Annotated in this window: 14 protein-coding genes and 1 other RNA gene; 5 read left to right on the top strand and 10 right to left on the bottom strand. The window is 51.2% G+C overall.

Going from position 1 to position 16532, the window contains the following annotated elements; translation table 11 throughout:
- Positions 1-37 precede the first annotated feature (37 nt).
- Both DI579_RS02865 and DI579_RS02860 read left to right on the top strand, forming a co-directional pair.
- Entirely contained in the window at positions 38-1114 is a 1077-nt protein-coding gene (locus tag DI579_RS02865) for an ABC transporter ATP-binding protein (protein WP_303678654.1), read from the top strand.
- A complete protein-coding gene (locus tag DI579_RS02860; protein ID WP_290598375.1) occupies positions 1111-2037 on the top strand; it encodes an ABC transporter permease in 927 nt (308 codons plus the stop codon). The genes DI579_RS02865 and DI579_RS02860 overlap by 4 nt, the downstream gene beginning before the upstream one ends.
- A 108-nt stretch (positions 2038-2145) precedes the next feature.
- On the opposite strand, the gene DI579_RS02855 is transcribed toward DI579_RS02860, so the two are convergent.
- Genes DI579_RS02855 through DI579_RS02845 form a run of 3 tightly spaced genes read right to left on the bottom strand, consistent with a single transcriptional unit; the run spans position 2146 to position 5105 of the window.
- Positions 2146-2952, bottom strand: coding sequence for a heme ABC transporter ATP-binding protein (locus DI579_RS02855; protein ID WP_303678653.1), 807 nt, complete (start codon positions 2950-2952; stop codon positions 2146-2148).
- Positions 2953-4017, bottom strand: a complete 1065-nt coding sequence (locus DI579_RS02850; protein WP_290598373.1) for an iron ABC transporter permease — start codon at positions 4015-4017, stop codon at positions 2953-2955. It lies immediately after the preceding gene.
- Positions 4014-5105 (bottom strand): hemin ABC transporter substrate-binding protein, encoded by a 1092-nt coding sequence (locus tag DI579_RS02845; RefSeq protein ID WP_290598372.1) that lies wholly within the window; start codon positions 5103-5105, stop codon positions 4014-4016. The genes DI579_RS02850 and DI579_RS02845 overlap by 4 nt, the downstream gene beginning before the upstream one ends.
- A gap of 243 nt (positions 5106-5348) precedes the next feature.
- On the opposite strand from DI579_RS02845, the gene DI579_RS02840 reads away from it, so the two are divergent.
- A complete protein-coding gene (locus DI579_RS02840; RefSeq protein WP_290598371.1) occupies positions 5349-5825 on the top strand; it encodes a hypothetical protein in 477 nt (158 codons plus the stop codon).
- Positions 5826-5907: 82 nt separating this feature from the next.
- On the opposite strand, the gene DI579_RS02835 is transcribed toward DI579_RS02840, so the two are convergent.
- From DI579_RS02835 to ald, 5 genes are all read right to left on the bottom strand, one after another.
- Complete coding sequence (locus DI579_RS02835; RefSeq protein ID WP_290598370.1) at positions 5908-9009, bottom strand: bifunctional [glutamine synthetase] adenylyltransferase/[glutamine synthetase]-adenylyl-L-tyrosine phosphorylase; 3102 nt, start codon at positions 9007-9009, stop codon at positions 5908-5910.
- Positions 8949-10289, bottom strand: coding sequence for a type I glutamate--ammonia ligase (gene glnA, locus DI579_RS02830; RefSeq protein WP_290598369.1), 1341 nt, complete (start codon positions 10287-10289; stop codon positions 8949-8951). Before glnA ends, DI579_RS02835 begins: the two co-directional genes overlap by 61 nt.
- An 86-nt stretch (positions 10290-10375) precedes the next feature.
- Positions 10376-11992 carry an alpha/beta hydrolase gene (locus DI579_RS02825; protein ID WP_290598368.1) on the bottom strand — a complete coding sequence of 539 codons (1617 nt, stop codon included), beginning with the start codon at positions 11990-11992 and terminating at the stop codon, positions 10376-10378.
- Positions 11993-12239: 247 nt separating this feature from the next.
- On the bottom strand, positions 12240-12452 hold the full coding sequence (locus DI579_RS02820) for a hypothetical protein (RefSeq protein ID WP_303678652.1): 213 nt from the start codon (positions 12450-12452) through the stop codon (positions 12240-12242).
- Between the two features lie 204 nt (positions 12453-12656).
- Positions 12657-13760: an alanine dehydrogenase gene (gene ald / locus DI579_RS02815; protein ID WP_290598366.1), complete on the bottom strand. Its 1104-nt coding sequence runs from the start codon at positions 13758-13760 to the stop codon at positions 12657-12659.
- Between the two features lie 150 nt (positions 13761-13910).
- Between ald and DI579_RS02810 the strand changes: the two genes are divergently transcribed.
- Positions 13911-14384: an Lrp/AsnC family transcriptional regulator gene (locus DI579_RS02810; RefSeq protein ID WP_290598365.1), complete on the top strand. Its 474-nt coding sequence runs from the start codon at positions 13911-13913 to the stop codon at positions 14382-14384.
- 47 nt (positions 14385-14431) lie between these two features.
- On the opposite strand, the gene rnpB is transcribed toward DI579_RS02810, so the two are convergent.
- An RNA gene (rnpB, locus tag DI579_RS02805) (RNase P RNA component class A) lies at positions 14432-14831 on the bottom strand.
- A gap of 84 nt (positions 14832-14915) precedes the next feature.
- Positions 14916-15707, bottom strand: a complete 792-nt coding sequence (locus tag DI579_RS02800; RefSeq protein WP_303678650.1) for a Nif3-like dinuclear metal center hexameric protein — start codon at positions 15705-15707, stop codon at positions 14916-14918.
- Positions 15708-15792: 85 nt separating this feature from the next.
- Here DI579_RS02800 and DI579_RS02795 point away from each other — a divergent pair, with 85 nt between their 5' ends.
- Positions 15793-16494: an HAD hydrolase-like protein gene (locus DI579_RS02795; RefSeq protein WP_290598363.1), complete on the top strand. Its 702-nt coding sequence runs from the start codon at positions 15793-15795 to the stop codon at positions 16492-16494.
- Positions 16495-16532: the final 38 nt, after the last annotated feature.

Below are 16532 nucleotides of genomic sequence, written 5' to 3'. Positions count from 1 at the left end.
GTAGATATATCAGCACGTATAGGGTAACATAGGGGTCATGGTTAGTATGGGCGCTACTGGCGCTGCCATTTCTGTTTCTGGCGTGACCAAACGCTTTGATGACATTACTGCCGTTGATAATGTCAGTCTCACTATTCACCCCGGTGAAGTCATTGCGCTTCTAGGTCATAATGGTGCTGGCAAAACTACTCTGCTGGATATGATATTGGGCTTTACTACGCCAGATAGTGGTTCTATTACTGTGCTGGGTGGTGTTCCTGCCGAGACTGCTCACTCTGGCCGTATTGGAGCAATGCTGCAAAGTGGCGGGTTACTGAAAGACCTTAGCGTGCGCGATACTTTGGCGTTTGTCGCCAAGTGCCACGTTGACCATCTCCCCATTCCACAAGTCATTGAACGTGCTGGTCTTAGCGATTTCGCTGACCGCAAGGTTGGCAAATGCTCGGGTGGGCAAGTACAGCGACTGCGATTCGCCCTCGCGCTCCTTTCCGACCCCGATATTCTCATTCTGGACGAGCCCACTGCAGGACTCGATGCTGCCGCCCGGCGCGATTTTTGGGAGACGATGCGTGGTGAAGCCCAGCGTGGCCACACTGTTATCTTCGCTACTCATTATCTGCAAGAAGCGGATGATTTCGCGGATCGCCTCGTTCTTATCCGCTCTGGGAGAATAGTGCTCGATGGGGCCACCACGGATCTTCTCTCCTCCTCCACGCGGCATTTAACGGGTACATGGTGCAGTACTACATCACCTATTGAGGTCGCTGCTGGTCTTGGTCTTCCCCCCACCGCAGTTACTTACTCGGCGGGTCGCGACGGCACCACCAGCACTACCACCATCGATACTGTCGACAACACAGATGCTGCCACCGCGGATTCGCACGCTACCTCGCCCGATCCGCACGATCAGTTAGTCACCTTCACATGCGCTGATACTGACGCGCTGGCACTGGAGCTGCTACGTCGGGGTTGTATTCGCGATATCACCATAGCCACTAGTTCCGTCGAGGACTTGTTCTTTGAATACGGTATTGGCGATACGCCAGCGGACAGTTCTGGCGCTACTGCTGATACTGCTGTTACTGTCGACTCTGGTAAGGAGAGCGCACAATGACCAGACGTTCTCAACGCTCTACCCACCGTTCGCGTCAATCCGCCGCTGCATCTTCTACCGTGCACGCTGATAGTACTCCCCTTGTTGACTCCCCTGTACAGCATTCTTCTGTACAACATTCTTCTGTGACGGCAACTACCACGCTCACCCCACCGCGTGTCTTCTTCCGCTATCTCTGGGCGGATTTCGTACGCACTCTACGCATGTGGCGAACAACGGTGTTTGTGCTGTTTCTTCCCGTTGTCCTTTTCCTTATGTTCGGCTTAATGGACGGTATGAAGACGGATTATTCCGCTGGCCATGGGAATGGCACTGCTTACGTGATGGTTTCTATGGCTATTTATGCGGCAGCTACTGCTACCACCAGCGTGTCGGGTGCTACCGCTATAGAAATATCGTCTGGTTGGGGGCGTCAACTCAGTTTGACGGCCTTGCGTACCCCCGGATATTTCATCGCCAAAATATGCTCTGCTGTTCTTATTACAGTGCTTCCCATTGGGCTTCTTTTTATCGTTGGTGCAGCATGTGGTGCTGATCTTATAGGGGCAGGATGCTGGGCAGGAACATTCTTCCTATGCTTACTGGTAGCGCTGCCGTTTTCTCTCTACGGGTTAGGCACCGCGTTGCTCCTCCGCAATGAAGCCGCTAACGGAATGGCCATTAGTTTACTGAGCGTTATGGCATTTTTCGGTAATCTTTTTGCACCGCTGCAGGGTGTACTCCTGAAGATTTCTCGTTTCACTCCTCTCTATGGGGCTGCCACACTAGCGCGTTGGCCTCTCAATGAGGGTGTCTTCCACTTCTATGACGGCTCGGCGGTAACCACCGAAAATATTTGGTGGGCGATCGGAAATATAGTGGCATGGACTGCCATTTTCGCCATTATGTGTGTTTTCGGGGCTCGCCGCCGTAACGACAAATAATCTGGTGGAAAGCAACTCAGCACAATAAACCGGCACAGTAAGCTAACAGAGCCAAGTCAGCAAAATAAGCTGGCAAAATTAAACTGGCAGAGCTGGACAGTAGTGTGCTTAGGCGTGATAGTGGGAGCGGTCAGGAATAACCTGGAGGGATCCTGCTCCATCGTCCATAACACGTACCGGGATGTTATAGACCGTGCTTAGTCGATCTGCAGTAAGAACATCCCGTGGGGTTCCCTGTGCCACTACTCCACCGTCTGCCAGGATAACAACAGTATCCGCATAGGCGGCAGCTAGCCCTAAATCGTGAAGAACAACTACTACGCCAACACCGTCGGCGGCACGTTCCCGGACGACATGCATAAGTCGCTCCTGGTGCTGAATATCCAGTGCGGCAGTCGGTTCATCAAGCATAAGGATAGGTGTTTGTTGCGCGAGTACACGCGCTAGTGACACTCGAGCTCGCTCACCGCCAGACAGTTCATTAAAAAGTTGAGGGAGGAACGCCTCTACATCCATTGCCTGAACCGCTTCGGCAATAGCCTCTTTATCCTTATCTGCTTGTGGTGTACAAACCCAGGGGGCTCTTCCCATTTCGATGACTTCACTAACGGTGAAGTCGAAGCCTACATGGTTGCTTTGGGTAAGAACGGCACGCCGTTGTGCTAAATCGTGTATGGAAAGTTTCTTAAGGCTATCGCCAAGGACGGTGATTGTTCCTTCTGCTGTGGCTAAATCTCCTGCTAACACGCTGAGCAGTGTTGATTTACCTGCACCATTGGGGCCAACAAGTGCAATAACTTCACCAGAGTGGACGTTGAGGGATACTCCGGAAAAAATAGTGCGTTTTGAGCGAACACAGGAAACGTTCGTAGCAGTGAGAATAGTGTCTCCATACTGAAAAGTATCAGTAGTCATTTACTGCCACCCCGTTCCCACAGACTTATAACGGCGCAGAAGCAGGAGGAAAATAGGGCCACCAATAAGGGAGGTCAGCATACCGATGGGAAGTTCTGCAGTACTGATAATGGTACGTGCGCACGTATCCGCGACAAGTAGTACAAAAGCTCCTCCGAAGGCGGATGTTGGTAGCAACCATTTATGTTGTGGCCCAATAATTAGGCGAATAGCGTGTGGAACAATTAAACCGACGAAAGCGATGACGCCGGCAAACGCTACGCCCACACCTACTAAAGCCGCCACCAGAATAATGACGCATAGGCGGAACCTCTCAACATTAACGCCAAGATGCCTGGCCTGATTCTCGCCCAGTGCTAGAAGATCCATCTTTGGGGCGCACAGACACGCTATGACAATACCGATGACGGTAATGATGAGCGTGATAACGGCAGAGCTCCAACCGGCACCGGCAAGTGAACCAAGCTGCCAAAACACCACTTGGGACTGAGCCATGGTGCCGCCGATAAAACTGAAAAGGGTAACAAAACCTCCGGCCATGGCATTAATAGCTACACCCACCAAGATAAGGTTAACGACAACGGTTTTCCCCTGTACTCGGGAAAGTGAATACACCAGCAGAGTGGTCAGTAACGCCCCTATGAATGCAGCAAGTGCGGTGCCCCATTTAAGGAATCCATAGCTGCGTTCTACGCCGGCCAGAGATGCGATAGCCAGTAGGCCGGAGGCAAACACTGCACCACCCGAGGAAACACCAATAATACTTGGCTCAGCCAACGGGTTAGCGAAAATACCTTGCAGTAACGCCCCGGCGCACCCCAGCCCTGCCCCTACTGCGAGAGCAATGACAAGGCGGGGGAAACGGACTTCCCAAAGCGTACTGGTGACAATACGGGGGGTGGTACCGTCGCTCTTCACACCCCAGGACATGAGAATGGTATTGGTGACATCATGTGGGGTGGCGTGCACTTGTCCAACAACGCATGCTACTAAAGCCGCCGCAATAGTGAGAAGGATAAGAACGACAAGGACAATAATGGAGCGTCTTGTCCTGTTTTTCGTCACTTCTCAGCGGACTTTCCGTAGAGAGCATCGGCTAGTGCATCAATAATGGCACCTTCACCAGGGCCGAAGGAGAATAGTGCGGAGTCGAGAATATCGACTACGGAACGATTCTTACCGGCAGGAGTCTGCGCTACACCTGGTGCGGAGACAACACCATCCACACCGCCGGCAGACTTCATACCATCCGACATAACGATAACGGTATCGGGGGCAGCCTTCGCTAGTGCTTCAGGCGTCATAGGAGTGAAGTTCTGTGTGAGACCAGCGTCCTTACTGACATCAACTCCACCGAGTGCTTCGACCAGTTCAGGAGCGCCAGAGCCGGGGCCACCAATGAAGGCGACGTTAGTTCCGCGAATAACGAGGACAGCAATACGGCGTCCATCGGCCATTGCCTGTGCACGTTTAGTAGCCGTGTCAATTTCTTTCTTGGTGTGGTCGATAACTTTATCGATGTCTTTTTGATCGATACCCAGAGCTTTTCCGATTTCAGTGATGGTGGTGCCCACACCCTTAATGGAGCGCTCGGGGGAAATATAGACGACGGGGATACCCATGGAACGCAGTTGACGTAACACTGCTGCGGGACCAACAGTGACGTCAACAAGCACAACTGATGGATGTGCGGCAATCATCTTCTCAGCATTGAGAACATGCGCTTTAGTGGTAACGAGCGGAATGTTCTTTGCTTCTGGGAAATCTGCAGTCTTGTCTCGCCCGATGATGCTCTTTCCAAGCCCAAGAGAATAAATAGTGCGGGTGATGGTACCGGGACGATCAATGCCGATGATGCGAGATGTATCGGTAATAGTGACGTCTTCCCCATCCCAGGATTTCACTTTGGCGGGAAGATGCTGGCGAGGATTCTGGACAACTGTTTCTGGATTGTTGTTCTTGAGAACAGCGTGACGCGGTCCGTGTGCTTTGGGGAACTCAGCGGAGGCTCCATCCCCACCGTTAGGATCCGTACAACCGGTGAAAACCAGGGCAGCTGCAGTAGCAAGCGCAACTACAGCATGGCGACGGGAACGGGAAGTATGTGAGTGAATGAGTGATGTGCCCCTACGGGAATGAGTAAAGCCGGCCACTGCAGTCCTCCAAAGATGCTTTATTGCTTATTCATAGATCAAACAGGGACTTTATCCTCGTGTTTTATACCTACTTCAGATAATTTCTACCCTCAGATCCGCACTCTAGAATAGTCCATTTTAAATATTTAGGGTAACCTGATTTACAGCACAAAAGTTATCTTTTTGTTATCAGACTCTAACTTCTTGTTCCCATGCAAAAGACATGAAGAAGTTAGAGGTCACCACAGAAAGGACATCACAGTGTCGATCTTCACATCTCATGCTTCACGCCGAGCTTCGGCCGTGGCGACGCTTGCTGCCGCCGTTCTTATGCCACTTGCTGGCGCAGGCATTGCACAAGCTGCTCCCACCATTTCCGCAACCCCCACAAAGAATCTTCACGCCGGTTCTGTTGTCAAGGTCACCATGCGCGGCCTCGATCCACTCTCTGGCTACTACGTAGGTCTCTGCCAGAATAAATACAGCGGTAAAGTTCCGCTCTGTACTGGTCAGCGGAAGTCCATTGGTAACCAACTATGGGTTACTAACTCCCCCGGCGGCACCAATAAAATCCCGAAGAATGGCGTCGTCAAGGGGCAGATCACTGTCACTCTTAAAGGTTCCACTGTTCCCGGTAAGAAAGTAGACTGCCGAAAAGGCTGCTCCATTACTCTCTTCCACGATCACGTCAATGGACTTAATATTCTTTCCCGAGTCCCCGTATCCGTGAAGTACTAAAGAGCACTTAAGATCACAATTTCATAACGCATAGTTATGAATGCGATTATATTCATACTTTGTTTATACCTTGTGGAGCGCGTTATTCTTCCCAGAAGACGCGCTCCACAACTTTTCTGGCACGCCGCGTCGACTTCAAATAATTCTCCACATACGCCGCACCCGAGTTCACCGGCCACCCACAAATGGCCGCCACACTCGCCAAAATCTCCCCCTGGATAGGAAGAACGTCCAACGACTTCCCCCTTGCTAAAGCAAGAGCATTCCGCGTAGCCGTTGCCCTCGACCATGCAATCCACAACGTATCTTCATCATCTAAGCTCAACAAACCCGCTTGTGTAGCCGCTTCTAAAGCCGCCCGCGTAGACGTCACCTGTAGCTCAGGATATGTATGCGCATGCTGCAGCTGCAGTAATTGAACCGTCCACTCAATATCCGAAAGACCACCGCGCCCAAGTTTTGTGTGCAAATTAGGATCCACCCCACGTGGCATTCGCTCAGTTTCCACACGTACCTTCATACGCCGAATCTGCTGCGCAAACTGCACCGGTAACTTTTCGGGATACCGAAGTGGATTCACCATTTCAATAAACTTTTGTCCCACCTTCATATCCCCAGCCAGCGGCTCAGCACGTAATAACGCCTGCAATTCCCACGGCTCAGCCCACGTCTCATAGTACGTACGGTAGCTTTCCAACGTACGCACAAGTGGCCCCTTCTTCCCCTCCGGGCGCAGATCAGCATCAATCTCCAAAGGTGGATCTGTGGAAGGCTTCTCCAACAGTTTCTGCAGCTTATCAACAACCTCTGTAGACCATCGCAATGCCTTTTGCGTGGACTCCGCCGCACTAGTGGGCTCACACACAAACATCACATCAGCATCCGATGAATAGCCAATTTCTTTACCCCCTAAACGCCCCATCCCAATAACAGCAATCCGTGCCGGCACATCCTCCTCCGTCATCCCCTTACTCTGAATATGCTCACGAATAGTTACTGCCAAACCAGCATTCAATACCGCCACCCATACAGTTGAAAGGGCGGCACACACTTCCTCAACATTAAGCATGCCCAGTACATCAGCACAGGCAATACGAGCCAGTTCCGCCCGACGCAAAGATCGCGCCGCATTAATAGCATCAGCTGGATTATGATGTCGCCGCGCACTTGCTTCTAATGCTGAGGCAATATCGGAAGAGCTAGATGCGACAAGCCGCCGCCCCGACAACATTTGGATAACATCGGGAGCGTTCATTAAAAGATCGGGGATATAGCGGCTTGTGCCACAGATAATGGCAAGACGTTCCAGCACAACGCCATCGTCGCGGAGTAGCCGCAAATACCATGTTTTATCAACAAGTTTTTCAGACAATCGGCGATAGTTAAGAAGCCCCATATCTGGATCCGGAGTGCGGCTGAGTTGTTCCAACATCATGGGAAGTAACAGTTCTTGGATACGGGAACGCCTGCTACTAGAGCTGGTAAGAGCGCGTAAATGCGTAATAGCATGGCGGGGGTTACGGTACCCTAACGCGGCCAGCTGCCGTTCCATTGCATCATTATCCAAAGAAACAGCGGAGGCATCTGCAGCCGCAATACTTAGTAGGAGCGGCCGGTAGAACAGGCTTTCATGAAGCAACCGGATACGGGATCTCGTACGACGAATACGGTCAGTAAGAACCTGCTCCGTATCCATAATGCCCATGGGGCGGCACCCTGCAGAACGAGCCAACCAACGCCATTCTGCCTCATTATCGTCACTGGGAAGAAGGTGCGTACGGCGCATATGTTGGAGTTGCAGACGATGCTCTAACAGACGCAAAAAATCATACGCTCTGTTTAACTCGGTCCCATTTTTTCGGGAGATATATCCCCCCTTCGCCAGTGCATCAAGAGCCTCACCAGTGGGTCGCACACGTAAACTTTCATCCGTTCGCCCGTGCACCATCTGCAATAATTGCACTGCGAATTCCACATCGCGCAGTCCTCCACGCCCCAGTTTTAATTCACGGGTAGCGGTGGACTCGGGAAGATTGTTTTCTACCCGTTTCCGCATTTCTTGCACGTCTTCAACAAACTGGTCACGTTCACAGGCTGTCCATACCAGCGGATAAATAGCATCAAAATAGGTGCGCCCCAGGTCCATATCCCCTGTCATGGGACGGGCTTTAAGCAATGCTTGAAATTCCCACGTTTTCGCCCATCGCTTGTAGTACGCCTGGTGGGATTGCACGGACCGAACGAGATCCCCCTTCTTCCCCTCTGGCCGCAGTGCCGCATCCACTTCAAAGAAACAGTGGGTACTAATACTCATGAATTCTGCGGCTAGCCGGGCAGCTTTAGTATTTGCTGGCTCTGCTACAAAAACAACGTCGACATCAGATATATAATTCAGCTCGCGAGCTCCGCACTTCCCCATTGCGATAACTGCAAGACGCACCATGTCATCGGTTGGGTCAGGGTAAACCGTGGAGACGGCAACAGCGAGGGCTGCGGTTAAGGCGGCCTCTGCTATTTCTGTCAGTCTTTCTGATGTATCGCGTCGCGGTATTTGCGGCTCAGTATTGTCGACAACATGGGCAACATCAACAGCGGCAATAAGGCACATAATGTCCCGATAGGCACTCCGTAGTTTCACCACTGCTGCAGGCCCAGTGATGCCCGCTCGATATGTTCCGGTAGTAGAAAGATCCGTAGACGCAGTGTCATCAACAGGCGATGCCTCTACACTGTGCAGAAGATAGTGGAGGCTATGGGGGAAAGAGGGAATGGGATTATCTAAATGCTGCGCTACTGCGGGATGCGTCACAAGGTGGTCCCCCAACGCGGTAGAACTTCCTAGGAGAGCAATCAGCCGGCTACATAGGGTTGTATTAGCAAGTAAGTCGTGAGTGTAGTGTTCCCAACTCTGTTCCCCCAGTTCAGTACACATAGCCTCGCGGAGACGCACTAACGTAGCAAGACACAGATTGGGGTCAGGGCTGGCGGAAAGTGCGCGGAGGAGGGGCACGCACTCTTCCTCTAGCCACCCTAACTCACTAAGTTCTTGCTGGGCGGACGGCCGTGAGATTCCCAACCTGGCAGGACTGGGAACAATACGACGGCCAGTATTTCGGGGGCTAGTCACAGGGAGAGATAGTGACGCAGTTCGAAAGGAGTGACGTGGCGAGAATAGCGCGTCCATTCCTCGTGTTTACTACGGATAAGAAACTCAAAAACATGCTCCCCTAATGCTTCTGCCATAAGCTCCGAGCTTTCAAAACAGGCCAATGCAGATGCCAGACTCTTCGGAAGATCCGGATACCCCATTGCCTTACGCTCTTTCGGATGCATAAGGTTGACATCTTCCTCCGCCTCGGGAGGAATTTCATATCCTTCTTCCACGCCCTTAAGACCTGCCGCGAAGATAGCAGCAAAAGCGAGATAGGGGTTACAACCGGGGTCTGGAGTCCGTACTTCTACACGTCGCGAACTGGACTTATTCGGCATATAACGTGGAACCCGCAGCATAGTACAGCGGTTACCGGAAGACCACGTGGCAGATATAGGAGCCTCAAAACCTCCACTAATGCGTTTGTAGGAGTTCACCCACTGATTAGTGACAAGTGAAATCTCGCTCGCGTGTTTTAGAATGCCCGCCATGAATGATCGTGCGACTTTAGACAGTCCCATGGGATCGTTGGGGTCGTCAAAAGCATTAGTATCGCCTTCGAAAAGACTCATGTGGGTGTGCATGCCCGAACCGGCATAGTCAGTGAAGGGCTTCGGCATAAAAGTGGCCCGCACACCATCATTGATGGCGACTTCTTTCACTAAGTAGCGGAACGTCATAATGTTGTCCGCCATACTTAGTGCATCTGCGAAACGTAAATCTATTTCTTGCTGACCGGGGGCAGTCTCGTGATGGCTGAACTCTACAGAGATACCCATGGATTCAAGCGCTTCAATAACGTGGCGCCGATAATGCGGAGCTGTATCATGAAACGCCTGATCAAAATAGCCACCATTATCAATGGGCTGCGGACGCTGTCCTTGGGTATTGAGAGAATTGAGAACAAAGAATTCAATTTCGGGGTGCACGTAGCATGAAAAGCCCATTCCGGAGGCTTTATTCATAACCTGTCGCAGCACGTGGCGTGGATCCGCCCAGGAGGGTGTGAGGTCTGGCATAAAAATGTCGCAGAAGATGCGGGCAGAATGCTGCCGCTCATCTTCATGCAGCCAGGGCATCATCTGGAAGCTAGAGGGATCGGGCATGAGGATGGTGTCCGCTTCCGTAATACGGGAGAAACCCTCAATAGAGGATCCATCGAAACCGATACCTTCTTCAAAGGCTCCCTCTAGCTCTGCTGGGGAAATAGCGACAGATTTCAGATAACCCAGCAGGTCAGTGAACCAAAGACGAACGAAATGGATATCTCGTTCATCTAGGGCTCGAAGGACGAATTCTTGCTGTCGATTCATACTTTTGAGGGTATTCCATGAGCATTACCAGTGTGTTAACTCTGCTCATTGTTGCCGTATTTTGTGACTCTTGTTATTTGCTATGCTCACTTGGATGCTTTACACGTGACATGATCCTTGTAGATCTTCTTATGCACGATGAAGTCACCCACATAGCGGTCTACACACGAATGTCCACGCAGCGCAGCACAATGTCCTTCACCTACATACGTAAGTAATGGGGCATTCATATCGTGAGCTAGCTGTACACCAGACTGGTAGGGGGTAGCAGGATCCCCTGTTGTGGACACGACAAGAATATTCCCGTTGCTTCGTGCCGTAGATTTATGCGATTTAATAGTGTGATGTGCTGGCCACATGGAGCACAGATCGATCGGGGCGTCTTCTACTGCACCACCTGGATCAGCAAATCGCATTTCCTTAACATAGCGACGTGTCATATCAACCTGGCGAGCATGGCCTGTTGCTTCATGATCCATGCACAATACTGCTTGGAAAACGTCCTGTGTGTTGGTGTATGCCCCATCAAGAGAACGCCCATAATACGAGTCAGACAAGGCAAGGAGAATATCTCCACCGGCTTTGAGCTTAAGCTGCTGCAACCCTAATTTCAGAAGGGGCCAGGCAGTATCTGTATAGAGGGCGCCAATAACGGCATAGACAGAGTCGGACCAGCTAAGGAGACGTCCCTTCATAAGAGTGCCAGCAGGCTTTTTCTGCAGTGGCCACACAAGCTTATGGAACTCCTCCGTAGCTTTAGCCGGATTATCTCCAAGAGGGCAAGCTCCTGTCTTAACACACCACTGTGCCCATGCATCAAAGGATTTTTGGAACCCTCTTCCCTGGTTAATGGCAGATTCCACACTATCCTCAGTGGGGTCTACCACACCATCAAGAACAAGGGCGCGTACTTTGTTGGGGAATGCCTCTGCATATTGCGACCCGAGGAATGTACCGTACGAGTATCCAATGTAGGTAAGTTTCTCATCACCAATAGCGGCACGGATAACATCCATATCGCGAACAACGTCACGAGTACCCATGTGGGCCAGGAATGTTGCTCCTACATTCCTTATACATCCGTTCATATAGGCACGGTTTTGCTGGTTTTGATACGCCACCGCCTGCCGTGTGAATGTGGCCTCGCCAAATGTACGCTTCTGGTCAAAGTCCTCATTAGAAATACATTTCAAATTCGGCCCCGAGGAACCAATTCCACGTGGGTCAAAACCTACCAGATCGAAATGGTCAAGAATTTTGGCAGCACTAGCGGGCGACGCCAGACTCCCTGCCATATTAAGTCCTGAGCCACCGGGGCCACCGGGGTTAATAAGCATGCCTCCCCAGCGTTTCCCCTTAGCCCGCACGCGAGACACCGCGATTGTCGCTACCGCAGGTTTACCCTTCTCCACTTTCCACGGGTTCCCCAATGCTTTATCTTGCTTAATGACATCTGGGTAGACGACGGGAACAGTAACGGTACCGCATTCCATCTTTCCTAAATTACGGAATGTTTTATACCGCTCGAGGAAGGTGGATGCCTGTAGCGCATTATCGAGGCATGGCCCCCATTTCACGCGCTGCTTATAGAACTCCTTTAATGCAGGATCCTTCTCCCCCATTGCTGGATTCGTCATGCTGTACACGTCTTTTGCAGACGCCACTGTAACGGTAGAGGCACCCGTTGAGGCCACAAGTCCCATTGACAGCACCAGTATGCCTAACTTTGTGCTTAACCTACGCCACCCGCCACGCAAGCCCCGTCGCATATTTTCTCCCGTCGTTTCTATCTACTGAGACGTAACACGCTCATGGTGTCTATAGTTTCACAGGAGTAACCCTTTTTGGGAGAACAGAACATAACAATATTATTTCTTTTCCTGTAGCCTCTCTCCGGCTAGCATGGAAGCCACCATCAATCAATAGGGTAAATTGACCAGATATTTTGGTTTACTGCTGGTCACGCATATCTTCAGCGTCTGCTTCTGCATTATGACGGGCAATAGAATCACGCCAGTGCGAAGCAGCCTCTGCCGATGGATAGGGACCTAAACGGGTACCCCATTCACGCCGTATACCCTGTGTAATTTCGCCAGTACGCGTGTTGACATACCACTTATCGTTGTTGCTGCCTGTGTCATTACTTTTGTCGCTATCCGTCATAGCGTCATTATCTCTCACTACACAGCACTTGGCAGGTGTATTCTTTCTCCTTCTCACAAATACTATCTGTAGATACTCGTCTGTGGATGCTGTCCGCTAATACAGCCCATAAATACGACGAGACCCGCACCCTTGGGTGCGGGCGTCGTCTCTATCACACAACACGCCTCCCGTTAGAGACTGTCTACGTGAACTTGCTGAGAGCTAGTCCAATGTAGCCAACGGGAGTCCACGAGCCTCTGCCACAGGAGCAGAATAAATCTGCCCCTTATGGGTGGAGAGGCCGGCCTTTAATGCGGGGTTCTCCGCCACCGCTTTTTCCCATCCTTTATCAGCAAGCTGCAGAATGTAGGGAAGCGTGGCGTTGGAGAGCGCCCAGGTAGAAGTATTAGGAACGGCACCTGGCATGTTTGCGACACAGTAGAAAACAGTGTCGTGCACAGTGAAAGTGGGGTCATCGTAAGTGGTGGGGTGCGAATCCTCGAAGCAGCCGCCTTGGTCTATAGCAATATCAATAAGAACAGACCCAGGCTGCATGTGAGCAACCATATCGTTAGTAACAAGCTTCGGGGTAGAACTACCCGGAATAAGGACAGAACCGATCACAACGTCAGCAGTTTCTAGCGCCTTCGCAATTTCGGCGCGGTTGGATACTACTGTGTGAACACGACCCTGGTAGATGTCGTCGAGTCTCTTCAACGCAGCGATATTGATATCAAAAACAGTGACGTCTGCACGCATACCAGCAGCGATAGCAACGGCGTTAGAACCGGCTGTACCTGCACCAAGAACAACCACGTTAGCAGGGCGCACACCACTTACCCCGCCCAGTAGTTTGCCGTTTCCACCATTGTGTTTCATGAGGTACTGGGCGCCTATCTGGACGGAGAGACGGCCAGCTACCTCGGACATGGGGGCAAGGAGTGGAAGTTTATGGTCGGGAGTTTGCACAACTTCGTAAGCAATAGAAGTTGTTCCTGCTTTTAGAAGGGCATCGCAGCAGTCAGTACATGCAGCGAGGTGAAGATAAGTGAAGAGTACCTGATCAGCGCGCATACGATGGAATTCTTCGGCGATGGGCTCCTTTACTTTGACAATAAGATCGCCCTGCTTCCACACATCATCGGCAGTGTCTACCATAGTGGCACCAGCCTCTATGTACTCCTCGTCAGAGAAGCTAGAACCAACGCCTGCAGATTTTTCCACGACAACATCGTGGCCACGGTGTACAAGTTCGGCAACACCAGATGGGGTAACGGAGACGCGGAATTCATTGCTCTTGACTTCTTTAGGAATGCCAATGCGCATTTTTTATTACTCCTGAAAAATATTGTGATGTCCCATATTCTGTTTGCGTATATGGGTCCCAATATGATTCTTGGGTTATGCTCATTCTGGATAATATTCGGTAATATAGCAACTATTCCGAAAAATATTTCTACTCCAGGAATGAAAACTATGGAATCTTCGCTGATACAGCCCCATCAGTTAGATGACATCGACCGCAAGATTCTTCGTATTCTTGAAGAAAACGGGAATATCGCCAATAAAGATTTAGCGGCAGAAGTAGGAGTAGCACCTTCCACTACGTCCGCCCGCGTAAAAGCCCTCACCGACAACGGTATTATCCGCGGTATTTACGCTGATATTGACCCACAGCTTGTTGGCCAAGGATTGCAAGCAATGATCGCAGTACGACTGCACGCGGGTTCTCGCATGGATATGGATACCTTCGGGAAAACAATGGCCGCTCTCCATGGTGTGCAGGATGTGTATTTTGTAGGCGGGCTCGACGACTACCTCATTCACGTCTGTATGCGTGACACGGCTGAGCTTTCCGATTTTGTATCCCACCAGTTGAACAACAATCCGGCGGTGGCGAATACACAAACAATGCTCATCTTTGAGCATCATCATCACTCAATATTGTGAAGCGCGGTGACGGTTTCCCTACCTCTTGAAAGGTCTCTAGCGAGAGGTAAATGAGTCAGCCGATAAGCCGGATTCTGTTCCTACAAGCACCGCTCACAGGCGACCGTCATCCATCTGGATACATCGTTGCCGAGTACCTCAAGCGATCCACCCGCGCACTTCAGCGAGCAGCCGTCAACCATGCGCGCAGCCTCACAATCGTGAAGCCTTTGATCTTGCTCCGAGTGGGGTTTACCAAGCTACTGCCGTCACCGACAATACTGGTGCGCTCTTACCGCACCTTTTCACCCTTACCACCGAAGTGGCGGTTTGTTTTCTGTGGCACTATCCCGCGGGTCACCCCGGGTTGCCGTTAGCAACCACCCTGCTCTATGGAGTCCGGACTTTCCTCGACGGGGACTACTTAGGTTATAAGGTTTCCCCAACCGCGACAGCCTAGCTGACTCATTTACCGGTGTTTAGTGTACTAGCTACTCCCCCATTTACCGCAGCCGGCCCATGAGCTATCCCGTAACTATCTGGAGCATGCAGTTAGCTATCCTGTGATGGAGCATGCAGCGTCCAGGGATCTGTAACAATAGGAAGAACTGTAACGTCAATACCAAGTTGCGTGTGCAGTAACTGAGCCACCTGGGCCAACCACGGATATTCACTGGCAGCATGCGCAGTATCAATGACTGCCGTTCCACCAGCCTGGAGAAAATCATCAACGGGATGGTGACGAAGATCAGACGTCACGTAGCAATCTACCCCGGCTTCTCGTACCACATCCAGAAAACTACCCCCTGAGCCACCGCATACCGCAACGGTTTCAATACGTGTTTGAGGGTCTCCTGCAGCTCGTATTCCCCATACTGTGCGGGGAAGTGATGCTGCGACAACATTGGTAAATTCGCGGAGTGTTAACGGTTTAGTAAGAGTGCCAATTCGTCCTAAACCAGGAGCATGCTTGTCTCCGTTATTGCCCGGAGAGTGTGGGATCAGTGGTCCGGTGACGGTAAGGCCCAGTGCTTCTGCGAGGGCATCGTTGACACCCGGATTTGCGCTATCAGCATTGGTATGTGCACAAAAAAGTGCGCACCCTGCAGAGATAGCGCGGTGGATAAGTTTTCCTTTGGGAGTGTTAGCAGCCACGGAATGGACAGAGTCGAAAAGGACCGGATGGTGAGTGATAACCATCTGTGCATGTTCTGCCAATGCTGCATCCAAAGTAGCCGGCGTAAGGTCCACCGCGCAGCAGACGTGCTTAACGACCGCAGTAGGGTCACCACACACCACGTCATCTCTCCCATTTCCGCCGGTTCCTTCCCATCCGTCCCACAACGAATAGCCTATCGTCCTTACTTCTATCCTTATCGCTATCCTGGTCTCCTCTTCCTGATTTCATACAATGTGAGACACTGAAAATATGAGTAATCCTCAACCTTCTGTTTTCCAGACATCTGCCCCTATTGTGCTTTTGGATCTTGATGGGACTCTTATCGATTCACTCTCAACTGTGCAGGACACCCTATGTTTAACTGCTGAGGTATTGGGCAAAGAACGCCCCTCAGATGAATTTCTTTCTTCTGTAGCAGGCCCTCCTATGCAGGTAACAATGGCTCGGCTAGGGTGGAGCCCCGCAGAAATAGAAGAGGGAAAACGCTTCTACTTCAACCACTATGACACGTGCATGTGGGACAAACCAGAACTTTTTACGGGGATAAAAACTGCCCTTAATAAGCTTTCCGCCATGGGATACGAACTGTATTTGGCTACTTCAAAAAGAGAAAAAGTTGCCTCTAAAACTCTTCAGCACGTAGGGATTCACTCTTATTTCACCGAAATAGTTGGTGCTCATGACGATGGGCGTACGAGGCAGACGAAAGACGAGGTTATTGCCGAGGCCCTACGTCGTGCTGGAGATGAGCCAGCGGCTCCACAACGCCGCTATGTGATGGTCGGTGACCGCATCCATGACGTGGAGGGAGCCAAGGTTTTTGGGATTAAAACGATTCTGTGTACGTGGGGTACGGGTTCTCCGGCAGAGTGGGATCACGCTGCCAGCACTGTCAATGATCCCGCAGATCTTCCTGCCGCTATTCGCGCCCTTTTACCGGTTTCCTCATAGATACTCGATAGACACATATAGATGCAGAATTAACCAAA

It is taken from the genome of Lawsonella clevelandensis (genome assembly GCF_003241315.1).
Classification (GTDB): domain Bacteria; phylum Actinomycetota; class Actinomycetes; order Mycobacteriales; family Mycobacteriaceae; genus Lawsonella; species Lawsonella clevelandensis_A.
Note: the sequence above shows the minus strand (reverse complement) of the source record. Positions and strands in the feature narration are given on the sequence as shown.

Bases quoted from the DNA above. Each gene is read 5' to 3' on its own strand.
- glnA (WP_290598369.1), bottom strand. From the start codon at position 10,289: ATGAATCGACAGCAAGAATTCGTCCTTCGAGCCCTAGATGAACGAGAT.
- DI579_RS02825 (WP_290598368.1), bottom strand. From the start codon at position 11,992: ATGGGACTTGTGGCCTCAACGGGTGCCTCTACCGTTACAGTGGCGTCT.
- DI579_RS02855 (WP_303678653.1), bottom strand. From the start codon at position 2,952: ATGACTACTGATACTTTTCAGTATGGAGACACTATTCTCACTGCTACG.
- DI579_RS02835 (WP_290598370.1), bottom strand. From the start codon at position 9,009: ATGGACGCGCTATTCTCGCCACGTCACTCCTTTCGAACTGCGTCACTA.
- DI579_RS02820 (WP_303678652.1), bottom strand. From the start codon at position 12,452: ATGACGGATAGCGACAAAAGTAATGACACAGGCAGCAACAACGATAAG.
- ald (WP_290598366.1), bottom strand. From the start codon at position 13,760: ATGCGCATTGGCATTCCTAAAGAAGTCAAGAGCAATGAATTCCGCGTC.
- DI579_RS02865 (WP_303678654.1), top strand. From the start codon at position 38: ATGGTTAGTATGGGCGCTACTGGCGCTGCCATTTCTGTTTCTGGCGTG.
- DI579_RS02860 (WP_290598375.1), top strand. From the start codon at position 1,111: ATGACCAGACGTTCTCAACGCTCTACCCACCGTTCGCGTCAATCCGCC.
- DI579_RS02795 (WP_290598363.1), top strand. From the start codon at position 15,793: ATGAGTAATCCTCAACCTTCTGTTTTCCAGACATCTGCCCCTATTGTG.
- DI579_RS02810 (WP_290598365.1), top strand. From the start codon at position 13,911: ATGGAATCTTCGCTGATACAGCCCCATCAGTTAGATGACATCGACCGC.